The following is an 11,937-nucleotide window of genomic DNA, read 5'->3' on the forward strand; positions in this document are numbered from 1 at the left end:
TCAAGCATATGAAATATTAATTTTGAAATATCCAGAAAAAAGTAGTTTCTTTGCAAACCGAATTTCGGATATTAAAATTTTACAACAAAATAATAATTAATTACAATACATCATGTTTACAATTTTTTTAGCACTAATTACTATTGTTTGTTTCCTATTAATAATTGCCGTAATGGTTCAAAACCCAAAAGGCGGCGGTTTATCTTCTTCACTAGGAGGATCAACACAAATTGGAGGCGTTCAAAAAACAACTGACTTTTTAGATAAAAGCACTTGGACATTGGCAACAGCTTTAATAATTCTGATTTTATTATCAAGTTTAAGTTTTCCTAGTTTATCAGGACAATCAGATTCAAAAGTTATTGACAAAACAGAAACTGTAGCTCCAACAAAAAAAGCAACTCCAACTCCTGTTAAACCAGTTGAGACTCCAAAAAAATAAATTTTTGACATATCAAAAATATAGAATGCCAGCGCTGACATGCTGGCATTTTTTTTAGGAAAAAATGTCAGTTTAAAAGTCTTGGCATAATTTCTGAATTAATAAAAACAAATTTCTAATAACATAAATAAATATAATTATGGCATTAAACATTAAACCTCTTTCAGACCGAGTAATTGTAGAACCAGCTGCAGCTGAAACTCAAACTGCTTCTGGAATTATTATTCCAGATACTGCAAAAGAAAAGCCTCAGAAAGGAATTGTTCTGGCTATTGGAAATGGTAAAAAAGACGAACCAATGACTGTAAAAGTTGGCGACATTGTCCTTTACGGAAAATATGCAGGAACCGACTTAAAATTAGATGGAAAAGATTATTTAATCATGCGTGAGGACGATATTCTTGCAATTATTTAATTAGGTATTAAAAAAAATAAACAAAACAAAAAATGGCAAAAGATATTAAATTCGATATTGAAGCACGCGATGGATTAAAACGCGGTGTTGATGCATTAGCAAATGCAGTAAAAGTAACTCTTGGACCAAAAGGAAGAAATGTAATTATAGGAAAATCATTTGGTGGACCAACCGTTACCAAAGATGGTGTTACTGTTGCAAAAGAAATAGAATTAAAAGACCCATTAGAAAACATGGGCGCACAGATGGTTAAAGAAGTAGCTTCAAAAACTAACGATTTAGCTGGAGATGGAACTACAACTGCGACAGTTTTAGCACAAGCCATTGTTAAAGAAGGCCTGAAAAACGTAGCTGCAGGAGCCAATCCAATGGATTTAAAACGTGGGATTGACAAAGCCGTTGAAGCTATCGTTGCAGATCTTGGAAAACAAGCTAAAGTTGTTGGAAGTGATTCTGAAAAAATAAAACAAATTGCCTCTATTTCAGCTAATAATGATGAAGTAATTGGTGAATTAATTGCCACTGCTTTCGGAAAAGTAGGCAAAGAAGGTGTCATCACTGTTGAAGAAGCTAAAGGAACCGACACCTACGTAGATGTTGTGGAAGGCATGCAATTTGACAGAGGATATTTATCTCCTTATTTTGTAACCAATCCTGAAAAAATGAATGTAGAATTGGAAAATCCATACATTCTTTTGTACGATAAAAAAGTATCTTCTTTAAAAGAATTACTTCCGGTTCTAGAACCTGTTGCTCAATCTGGAAAGCCATTATTAATTATTGCTGAAGATGTAGATGGTGAAGCTTTATCAACTTTAGTAGTAAATAAATTACGAGGTGCATTAAAAATTGCAGCCGTAAAAGCACCAGGTTTTGGTGATCGAAGAAAAGCCATGTTAGAAGATATAGCTATCTTAACTGGCGGAACAGTAATTGCCGAAGAAAGTGGTTATACTCTTGAAAATGCAACTTTAGAAATGTTGGGAACTGCTGAAAAAGTAACTATCGATAAAGATAATACAACGATTGTGAACGGAGCTGGCAAAGCAGACTTGATAAAAAATCGTGTAAACCAAATCAAAGGTCAAATGGAAACTACGACTTCTGATTATGATAAAGAAAAACTACAAGAGCGTTTAGCTAAATTAGCTGGCGGAGTAGCTGTTCTTTATGTTGGTGCTGCTTCAGAAGTAGAAATGAAAGAGAAAAAAGACCGTGTTGACGATGCTTTACATGCTACTCGTGCCGCTGTTGAAGAAGGAATTGTTGCTGGTGGTGGAGTTGCTTTATTGAGAGCAAAATCTGCTTTATTTTCATTAACTACTGAAAATCCAGACGAAGTAACTGGTATTCAAATTGTAGCTCGTGCTGTAGAATCTCCTTTACGTACAATTGTTGAAAATGCTGGTCTTGAAGGCTCAGTAGTAGTAGCAAAAGTTTCGGAAGGAAAAGGAGACTTTGGATACAACGCCAAAACAGATGAATATGTAGATATGCTAAAAGCGGGAATTATCGATCCTAAAAAAGTAACCCGAGTGGCATTAGAAAACGCTGCTTCTGTTGCTGGTATGATATTAACTACCGAATGCGCTTTGGTAGAAATAAAAGAAGAAACATCAGGTGGTGGAATGCCAATGGGCGGCGGAATGCCAGGAATGATGTAATCTTATCGCATAAATTTCATAAAAAATACCTCAAATTAATTTTGAGGTATTTTTTTGTTTTCTATTCAATGTGTTTTGGTGATTTTTTTAACATTTTCAAAAATACCGGGAAAGTAGAAACCAAAATAATTCCAATGACAATTTTCTCTATATGATGTTTTAAATCAATATCATATTTTTCTAAAAACATTCCATATAAATAATGTCCTGAAAAAATTAATACAAATGACCAAAGAAATGAACTTACAATATTATAGAACATGAATTTCTTTTTATCCATTGTAACAATTCCGGCAACAATTGGCGCAAATGTTCTTACTATCGGTAAGAAACGAGCAAAGATTATGGCTTTACCACCATATCTTTCAAAAAAATCTTTGGATTGAATAAGGTATTTTTTCTTGAACCAAAAACTATCTTCTTTTTTATATAAATAATAACCACTTTTGGCTCCAAACCAATAACCCATAATATTACCTAAAATTCCTGCTGCAGCAACCAAAATAGATAACAAAGTAACATTAGCTATATCACTTTCAATGAAAGCAAAATTTTCTACCAAATCACGGCTATAAATTCCTGATAAAAAAAGTAAACTGTCACCAGGAAGAAAAAAACCAGCAAAGAGTCCTGTTTCAGCAAAAACAATAAACAATACAATCCACAAACCAATTTTAACTCCACCAATTGTCATGGTAATATAAAACTCAGGATTTACTAATTGTGTCCAATCAAAATTATTCATGGATTATAATATTAAATAAGTGAAAAATAGTGTGTGAAATTAATCATATTTTTTGGGATAATCATGTTAAACAAATTATTGTTTTATAAGGCTAAATTTTGACTAACTGAAATTGAAATAGTATGATACATGGTATCTGTTTGGGACGGCGATGTAACATAAATATTAAGATAACCTAATTCAAACCTCGTATTGCTTTTGAAATTAAGCCCTAGACCAACTAAAAATCTGTTTTGATCTATTAATTTTGTATTTATATTATTATCACCAAAAGTAAAAAAAACCTCATCTTGTATTATAGCATATAAAGAAGCATTCTCAGAAACAAAATTACAAACGTGAAATAAGTTTCTATTAAAATATCGTAATCTGTTTTGATAATTTGTGGTAATACTTTTTATTTCATTATTTACAGGCCCCTTTTTTTCAACCCAGCGTTGTTCTAATCGAATTCGATGTAAAAAAAGATTTTCATCATTGTGCCATTTTTTAGAATATTGAAATTGCTCCCAAAGTCTATTTTCTTTAAAATATTCCTCTAATGAATTACTAAATGTATGAACCAATGCATATCCCGCAGCAATATTTTTCGAAGTTGAAATAGAATATAAAGTACCAACTCTAAACAAATTTTGGTGGTTTTGCTGTAATTGATTATCCATCCTAAATTGTGCTTCTGCCTGATAAATCCAATGATTAGACATTTTGAAAAATCCAGTATATGCAAGCCAAACTCGTTGATCCTGTTTAAAATCTTGGGAAAAAGAAATTGAAAAAAAGAGTAAATTAACAAGAAGAAATAGTCTTTTCATTTGAATTATTTTTAACAAAAATAGTAATAAAAAACTCCCAAATGTTTTGGGAGTTTAGGAATTATTCTCTTTCGTATTGGCAACAGGCGTGAAGCTTTTCATAAACTTCATCTTTTGCTTTGACTTCTTTAGTGTCATGACCAACGTTGGCAATAGCTTTTTTGACCTCAAGAAGCGAACATTTTTCTTCATTAAGAATAATTGTCATTTCATGAGTTTCTAAACTCCAAGAAGCCATTTTTACACCATCTACAGAAAAAGCTGCTTTTTGAATTCTTTTTTGACATTGTTCACAATTGCCATTTACCTCAAAAATATATTTGGCATTTTTACTTATTTTGTCTTGTGCTTGAGTTGAAATTGCTACAAAAAGTAACAACATTCCATAAATTATTTTTTTCATAATACATTAATTTTAGAAGTTATTTAATTTTAAATCGTAATCCCGCATAATACATTTGACCAAATACAGGCGCATATATTATGGAAGTATCAAAATTGGGGCCAAAAGGATTGTCAGCTCCTAAAATGGCTTTGTCCTGACGATAATTCCCAATGTTTTCTCCACCAATATACATTTCAAAGGTACTCGAAAAAGTTCTTGTAATTTGTGCATTCATTACTGCAAATGAAGGCGAAAACTCAGGTAATCTGTCTTTTGACGGATTACTTGCTGTGTTTGGTAATTGTTGTTTCCCAAGCCAATTGAAAGTATAATCAAACTTCCATTGTTTTCCTTTTTCAATAATGTGTGTTTCATATTCCAAATTACCGAAAAAACGATGCTTGGCTTGCAAAGGTCTTTGAAAACTTCCCGAAAGATAATCTGTAGAAATATCATAGTATTTGTAAGCTGTTCTCAAATTCAAATGCTTGATGATTTCTAAATTGAAATCAAATTGCAAGCTGTTAGCAAATGATTTCCCTTTCAAATTATAAAACAAAACTTGTTGAGGAGAGTTCATAATATCTACAACTGCTTGGTTTTGGAAATCGGTGCGGTATAAATCTAAAGTCACATCGGCGCTTTTTCCAAAAAGAAGAAAATTTTGCGTAAAACTAATTCCGTAATTCCGAGCAATCTCTGGATTTAAACCATAGATTTTTCCATTAGTATCTAAAATTGAAAAAGTTCTAGAACTGGCAAAAAGGTTTTGGTTTTCAGCAAAAATATTCGCCGCTCGTTTACCTCTTCCCGCTGAAAATCGCAATACTGCTTTTTCCCAAGGATTGTATTTCATGTGTAATCTTGGTGTAAAAAATGCTCCTAACCTATTATGATAATCCAATCGTCCGCCAAGAATATAGCTGAACTTATCTAAATCATCATAGCTATATTCAAAAAAAACTCCAGCAGAATTATCTATTCTACTGACATCCACAAGATTTAAAAACTCCGAGTATTTATCATAGGTGAAATTTAATCCTGTAGCAAATTTGTGCATCGTATTGTTAATAATAGAGTTAAAAATCAAATTCGAATAATAGCTTTGTTGCTTGATATTGTATTGATTTAAACCAAAATAAGATTGCTGATTATGGTTACTAAATGCATTTTGAAAACCAATACTTTGATAAGGCATATCTTCAAAAACATAACCTACTTTGGATGTGAAATCAATTCTTTCCGTATTAATTTCTGAACCCCAATAATTAGTAGTTAATCTATCTCTGTTTGGATCAAAATCGATTTCTCCAGTTTGCTTTTTATCATTCATATAACGAAGATTTAAAAACGAAACCCAACCTGATTCCGAATTAGAATATTGCCAACGATTAGCAATGTTGATTTGTTTTCCTAAAGGATTATCCAAAAACCCGTCATCATTCATATCGTTTTTGGCAACTCGAGTATTACCATGAACAAATAAACTTGTTGACCAATAATCAGAAACTTTTTTATTGAAATGAGTATTTAACTCCAACCGAGAATCTGTGGAGCCATAAGCATTCAAGAAGAAAGGAATATCTTTAATCGGTTTGATTAACTCTGTATTTATTTGACCTGAAATACTTTCGTAACCATTCACAACGCTACCTGCTCCTTTTGTAATTTGTATACTTTCTACCCAAGTTCCGGGCGTAAATGATAATCCATAAGCCTGAGATGCACCTCTAACTGAAGGAATATTTTCTTCGGTAATCATAATGTATGGACTAGTTAAGCCTAACATTTTTATTTGTTTTGTTCCAGTCAAAGCATCCGAAAAATTGACATCAATAGTCGGATTGGTTTCAAAGCTTTCTGCTAAATTGCAACAAGCCGCTTTTAGTAATTCTTTACTAGTTACAAGAGTAGTATTGGCTGTGCCAGAAAGTGATTTTTTTAATCCTTTTTTATTAGCTTGAACATTTACTGTTTTCAAAGTATCTTTTTTGATGTCTTCTTGTGAAAATGTATAAATGGAAACCAACAATGCAAGAAACAACATTGTATTTTTCATTTTATGCTGAATTTATTTCAACATCGCTTAATGCTGAAATTGATTAATATAAATTCCATTTTAATGATTCCCCAAACTTATCGGGAACATGAACTGAATTCAAATTATATCAGGCGTAAAAGGTATATTGACTGTACAAGAGATATAAAGGCGGCGCTTGAGCATCGCATTGGTAAATAAAATTGTCTGCCGTTTTAAAATTGAAATTAGTAAGGAAAAATAAAGGCTTCCAATCTTTATAAACAAGAACAAACTCAGAAGAAATTGTAACAGATTTTACTAAAATTTGGTCTGATTTAACCTCAGATTTAATGATTTTATCTTTGCAACAATTAGAATCTTTTTCAACCACACCACAACAACTATCAATTGAATTTTGAGTTGCTGTTACCGTACTTAGTGTAACTGACTCGATTTTATCTGCACAATAATGCACGTTAAAAGCTAATCCTAAATTGGAGACCAAAAGGAAAAAAGTTATAAAAATGCTTATTTGCTTTTTAAAATTCATGTTACAAATATAAGGCATTTAATCATTTACAATTCTTAAGGCAATGTTATTTTATTTTTTTCTGATAATAAAAAGCAGGAATAAATAATAGAATAAAAATTGGCTGAATAAGAAATCTTCTAATATAAAATAAAGTCATTTTGCTTTCTTCGGCAAAAAATGTCATTACAAAAACAAAACTAATCATCAGTATTGAACCTAAAATAATATAGAGCAAAGCTGAGAACTTAACAATTTGTTTATCATTAAAAATTACATAGAGTAAAACTAATGAAATAACAGAATTTAAATAAAAACGTATTCCTAAACTGAAGAACAATCTAAATATGTTGATTTGAGGAAAAGGTAAATGAGAATACTCGCTTTGAAAATAATTCAAGAACGGATCATAAAATAATTGATTTTCAAATAACCTTATTGTCACCAGAAGTAATATCAAAATTAAACTCCAAAACAACTTATTTTTATTTTTTTGTAAAAACTGTAGCATGATATGAAAATTTATTAACCCAAATTACCCATAATAAAAACACAACTCCATAAATAATTAAAGGAAAAACAACCCCATGCAATAAATGTTGATATTGTGGAAAATGATAAAGAGCAATACTCAAAAGGGCAATACGTCCAACATTTAAAACATGAATTAAAATACTTCCTAAAAGGATAAATACAATGGTGTTCTTCAATTTTCCAGAAAAAGCAATTATAAATGCAATAAATAAAATAATTACACTGAGGGCATTACATCCTTCAATTATTCGTGAAACATATTTATTATGATAAATGATTTTTATACTCGGTTCTCTTAAATGAGGGATGGCATAAGATTGCGAATCTATCCAAGTTAAAACAGTTTCAGTTTGTTCTGCAACAAATGTTGTAAAAGAATCTACTTCAGATTTAGACGCATCAAATCTATTTAAATAGGTTTGATAAATTATCGTCAAAAAAACATAAGTCAATAAAAATTTTACTAGAAATAACAAAAAAGGTTTGTACAGTAAAAAGAGTTTTCTCAAAATATAATTTTTAACAAATTTATATAAAATAAAAAAGTGTAGTCCTTACTTTTACATAAAAAAATGTAAATGAATTTCGAAAACTTAAAACCACATGTAATTACAATACTTTCGGACATCAATACTGAAAGAGATGTTAAACTGAAAAATCTTTGTCAATACTTGTATGACAACATAGCTTATTATAATTGGGTTGGATTTTATTTTGCCAATCATGAAAATAGAACATTGCATTTAGGACCTTATGTTGGCGCTCCAACAGATCACGCCGTAATTCCATTTGGAAAAGGTATTTGTGGACAAGTAGCTGAATCAAATAAAAATTTTGTAGTACCAGATGTAAATGCTCAAGATAATTATATTGCTTGTAGCTTTACAGTAAAATCTGAAATTGTAGTTCCTCTTTTTGTAAATGGAGTAAACATTGGTCAAATTGATATTGATAGTCATGAGATAGACCCTTTTACAGAAGCTGACGAACGGTTTTTAGAGTTTGTAAATGAAGAGATTGCTAAATTATTTTGAAAATAATTTATATTTCATAATTCGTAATTCGTAATTATTTTTACCTTTGCAGACGAATTGAGAAAAACTCAATTCATACATAATAATCATTTAAATAAATATTGGAATGTATCTAAGTAAAGAAACAAAAGCAGAAATCTTCGCTAAACACGGAGGAAAAGCAGAAAACACTGGATCTGCAGAAGGACAAATCGCATTGTTCACATTTAGAATCTCTCACTTAACCGAGCACTTGAAAAAAAATCGTCATGATTACAATACCGAGCGTTCATTAGTACTTTTGGTAGGTAAAAGAAGAAGTCTTCTTGACTACTTGAAGAAAAAAGAAATTAACAGATATCGTGAGATTATTAAAGAATTAGGTATTAGAAAATAATACATATTTAAAGAGGTGCTTGCGCGCCTCTTTTTGTTTTATAGTAAAAAAGAAAAGTTTCGGTTTTTCATTGGGTTACAAACAACAACTACAACAACACAACTAATCTGTCGACAGGCAGGAACCAATGTAAAATTAAACAAGGAAAATTTATGATTCCACAATTATTTGTAGAAAAAATCGATTTAGGTGATGGCAGAAGCATCACAATCGAGACAGGTCGTTTAGCTAAACAAGCAGACGGATCTGTAGTAGTAAGAATTGGAAATACTGTTATTTTAGGTACAGTTGTTTCCTCAAGAAAAGCAAGCCCAGGCATTGACTTTTTACCTTTGACGGTAGATTACCGTGAAAAATTTGCAGCAGCAGGTCGTTTCCCTGGTGGTTTCTTCAAAAGAGAAGCACGTCCAAGTGATAACGAAGTGTTAACGATGCGTTTAGTTGACCGTGTTTTACGTCCGCTTTTTCCATCAGATTACCATGCTGAAGTGCAAGTTATGATTCAATTAATGTCTCATGACGAAGACGTAATGCCAGATGCTTTAGCAGGATTAGCGGCATCAGCGGCACTAGCTTTGTCAGACATTCCTTTTGAAACCTTAATTTCAGAAGCTAGAGTGGGAAGAATTGATGGAAAATTCATCATCAACCCATCTCGTGCACAATTAGAATTATCAGATATTGATATGATGATTGGCGCTTCTACTGATTCTATCGCTATGGTAGAAGGAGAAATGAAAGAAATTTCAGAAGCTGAAATGGTGGAAGCCATTAAATTTGCTCACGAACATATTAAAGTACAAATTGCTGCACAAGAAAGATTGGCGCAAGCATTTGGAAAAAAAGAAGTTCGTACGTACGAACAAGAAAAATCTGATGACGCTATTTACGCTAAAGTAAAATCAGCAGCTTACGATAAAATTTATGCTATTGCTAGTAAAGGTTCAGCTAAACAAGAACGTGGAGCTGCATTTGATGCTGTAAAAGAAGAAGTAAAAGCATTGTTTACAGAAGAAGAATTAGCAGAAAATGGGGATTTAGTTGGAAAATATTTCTATAAAGTCAACAAAGAAGCGGTTCGTAATGTAACTTTAGATTTAGGAACTCGTTTGGACGGAAGAAAAACTAATGAAATCAGACCTATTTGGTGTGAAGTAGATTATTTACCATCGGTTCACGGATCAGCATTGTTTACACGTGGTGAAACGCAAGCTCTGGCAACAGCTACTTTAGGAACGTCTAGAGAAGCCAACCAAATTGATTCGCCATCGGAACAAGGAGAAGAAAAATTCTATTTACACTATAATTTCCCACCATTTTCAACAGGAGAAGCTCGTCCGTTAAGAGGAACTTCAAGAAGAGAAGTTGGTCACGGAAACTTGGCACAACGTGCCTTGAAAAACATGATTCCTGCTGATTGTCCTTATACGATTCGTGTAGTTTCTGAAGTATTAGAATCGAATGGTTCGTCTTCAATGGCTACCGTTTGTGCTGGAACCTTATCATTAATGGATGCTGGTATTCAAATGATTCGTCCTGTTTCTGGGATTGCGATGGGATTAATTACTGACGGAGAACGTTTTGCTGTTTTATCTGATATTTTAGGTGATGAAGATCATTTAGGAGATATGGATTTCAAAGTAACTGGAACTTCGGAAGGAATTACGGCTTGTCAAATGGACATTAAAATTGACGGATTGAAATATGAAATCATGGAGCAAGCGTTGGCTCAAGCTCGTGATGGGCGTTTGCATATCTTAGGAAAATTAACTGAAACATTGGCTCAACCAAGAAATGATGTAAAAGTTCATGCTCCAAAAATTATTATGAGAACCATTCCAGGTGCCTTTATTGGTGCGTTAATTGGACCTGGAGGAAAAGTAATTCAAGAATTACAAAAAGCTACTGGAACTACTATTGTTATTAATGAAGTTGATGAACAAGGTGTGGTTGAAATTCTTGGAACTGATCCAGATGGAATTGCTGCAGTTTTGGCTAAAATTGATTCGATCATTTTCAAACCAGCAATGGGAGAAGCTTACGAAGTAAAAGTAATTAAAATGCTAGATTTTGGGGCGGTTGTAGAATATACAGATGCGCCAGGAAACGAAGTTTTATTACACGTATCTGAATTGGCTTGGGAACGTACTGAAAACGTCACGGATGTAGTAAATATGGGCGACGTATTCCAAGTGAAATATCTTGGTCTTGACCCAAAAACTAGAAAAGAAAAAGTGTCAAGAAAAGCACTTTTACCAAGGCCTCCAAGAGATGAAAATGTTCCTGCGAGAGAAGATCGCGGCCCACGCCCTGAAAGACGTGATGACAGAAAATAATATTTTTTAAATTATAAAATGAAACCCCAACTTAATTGATTTAAGTTGGGGTTTTAAACTTATGGAAGCTAATATTTTTAATTTTTTGTTAGTAATTGGTTTTTGTATTTATAGGGTTTTTTTAACTTTTGTTATACTTTTAACCTTTAGTAAAAAATTAATTTTACATCACTATTTATAATTAAATATAATGACTAAAACCGTTGGCATAATTGGAGCTGGAATTGGAGGTCTCGCCTTATCAATTCGATTAGCCAATCAAGGGTTTAAGGTAACCATTTTTGAAAAAAATAGTTATCCAGGGGGCAAATTGAGCGAACTTACTACCAATGGTTTCCGATTTGATAAAGGCCCATCCTTATTTACAATGCCTTCGTTGATAGATGAATTGACTAATTTACAAGGAAGCGCTAATTCATTTGAATACCAAAAATTAGATGTCATTACTAATTATTTTTATTCGGATGGAACGCAACTAAAAGCTTCCGCTAATGTGGAAGATTTTGCTGAGGAAGTACATCTAAAATTAAATGAAAAAAAAGAAACTGTTTTAAAATACATCAAACGCAACGCTTTTTATTTTAAAACTACCGAAGATTTGTTTTTGAAACAATCGCTACATCAACTGAAAAATTTTATAAATCT

General features: G+C 32.1%; 14 protein-coding genes. 7 read left to right on the forward strand and 7 right to left on the reverse strand.

Going from position 1 to position 11,937, the window contains the following annotated elements; genetic code table 11:
- The first annotated feature begins 112 nt into the window (after window positions 1-112).
- The 3 genes from secG (at window position 113) to groL (ending at window position 2,521) form a co-directional block, all read left to right on the forward strand.
- The gene (secG, locus tag ACOYLT_RS07545; RefSeq protein ID WP_422853255.1) at window positions 113-442 is read left to right on the forward strand and encodes a preprotein translocase subunit SecG; all 330 of its coding nucleotides are present in this window, start codon (window positions 113-115) and stop codon (window positions 440-442) included.
- A gap of 139 nt (window positions 443-581) precedes the next feature.
- The gene (locus tag ACOYLT_RS07550) at window positions 582-857 is read left to right on the forward strand and encodes a co-chaperone GroES (RefSeq protein WP_422853256.1); all 276 of its coding nucleotides are present in this window, start codon (window positions 582-584) and stop codon (window positions 855-857) included.
- Window positions 858-889: 32 nt separating this feature from the next.
- Window positions 890-2,521, forward strand: a complete 1,632-nt coding sequence (gene groL, locus ACOYLT_RS07555; protein WP_422853257.1) for a chaperonin GroEL — start codon at window positions 890-892, stop codon at window positions 2,519-2,521.
- A 61-nt stretch (window positions 2,522-2,582) separates the two neighbouring features.
- On the opposite strand, the gene ACOYLT_RS07560 is transcribed toward groL, so the two are convergent.
- The 7 genes from ACOYLT_RS07560 to xrtF form a co-directional block, all read right to left on the reverse strand.
- On the reverse strand, window positions 2,583-3,266 hold the full coding sequence (locus ACOYLT_RS07560; RefSeq protein ID WP_422853258.1) for a DedA family protein: 684 nt from the start codon (window positions 3,264-3,266) through the stop codon (window positions 2,583-2,585).
- Window positions 3,267-3,349: 83 nt separating this feature from the next.
- A complete protein-coding gene (locus ACOYLT_RS07565) occupies window positions 3,350-4,078 on the reverse strand; it encodes a DUF2490 domain-containing protein (protein ID WP_422853259.1) in 729 nt (242 codons plus the stop codon).
- Window positions 4,079-4,139: 61 nt separating this feature from the next.
- Entirely contained in the window at window positions 4,140-4,481 is a 342-nt protein-coding gene (locus ACOYLT_RS07570) for a heavy-metal-associated domain-containing protein (protein ID WP_422853260.1), read from the reverse strand.
- A 19-nt stretch (window positions 4,482-4,500) separates the two neighbouring features.
- Window positions 4,501-6,522 (reverse strand): TonB-dependent receptor plug domain-containing protein, encoded by a 2,022-nt coding sequence (locus ACOYLT_RS07575; RefSeq protein ID WP_422853261.1) that lies wholly within the window; start codon window positions 6,520-6,522, stop codon window positions 4,501-4,503.
- A 109-nt stretch (window positions 6,523-6,631) separates the two neighbouring features.
- On the reverse strand, window positions 6,632-7,033 hold the full coding sequence (locus tag ACOYLT_RS07580) for an HYC_CC_PP family protein (RefSeq protein ID WP_422853262.1): 402 nt from the start codon (window positions 7,031-7,033) through the stop codon (window positions 6,632-6,634).
- Between the two features lie 46 nt (window positions 7,034-7,079).
- Window positions 7,080-7,523, reverse strand: a complete 444-nt coding sequence (locus tag ACOYLT_RS07585) for an exosortase F system-associated membrane protein (protein ID WP_422853264.1) — start codon at window positions 7,521-7,523, stop codon at window positions 7,080-7,082.
- On the reverse strand, window positions 7,498-8,055 hold the full coding sequence (gene xrtF, locus ACOYLT_RS07590) for an exosortase family protein XrtF (RefSeq protein WP_422853265.1): 558 nt from the start codon (window positions 8,053-8,055) through the stop codon (window positions 7,498-7,500). Before xrtF ends, ACOYLT_RS07585 begins: the two co-directional genes overlap by 26 nt.
- Before the next feature lie 69 nt (window positions 8,056-8,124).
- Between xrtF and ACOYLT_RS07595 the strand changes: the two genes are divergently transcribed.
- From ACOYLT_RS07595 to ACOYLT_RS07610, 4 genes are all read left to right on the forward strand, one after another.
- Window positions 8,125-8,580 carry a GAF domain-containing protein gene (locus ACOYLT_RS07595; RefSeq protein ID WP_422853266.1) on the forward strand — a complete coding sequence of 152 codons (456 nt, stop codon included), beginning with the start codon at window positions 8,125-8,127 and terminating at the stop codon, window positions 8,578-8,580.
- Window positions 8,581-8,686: 106 nt separating this feature from the next.
- Window positions 8,687-8,956, forward strand: a complete 270-nt coding sequence (gene rpsO / locus ACOYLT_RS07600) for a 30S ribosomal protein S15 (RefSeq protein WP_121311785.1) — start codon at window positions 8,687-8,689, stop codon at window positions 8,954-8,956.
- Between the two features lie 152 nt (window positions 8,957-9,108).
- Window positions 9,109-11,292 carry a polyribonucleotide nucleotidyltransferase gene (locus ACOYLT_RS07605; RefSeq protein ID WP_422853267.1) on the forward strand — a complete coding sequence of 728 codons (2,184 nt, stop codon included), beginning with the start codon at window positions 9,109-9,111 and terminating at the stop codon, window positions 11,290-11,292.
- Between the two features lie 190 nt (window positions 11,293-11,482).
- A partial coding sequence (locus tag ACOYLT_RS07610; protein ID WP_422853268.1) for a phytoene desaturase family protein occupies window positions 11,483-11,937 on the forward strand: 455 nt, incomplete at its 3' end.

The organism is Flavobacterium sp., from assembly GCF_049318185.1.
Lineage (GTDB): Bacteria > Bacteroidota > Bacteroidia > Flavobacteriales > Flavobacteriaceae > Flavobacterium.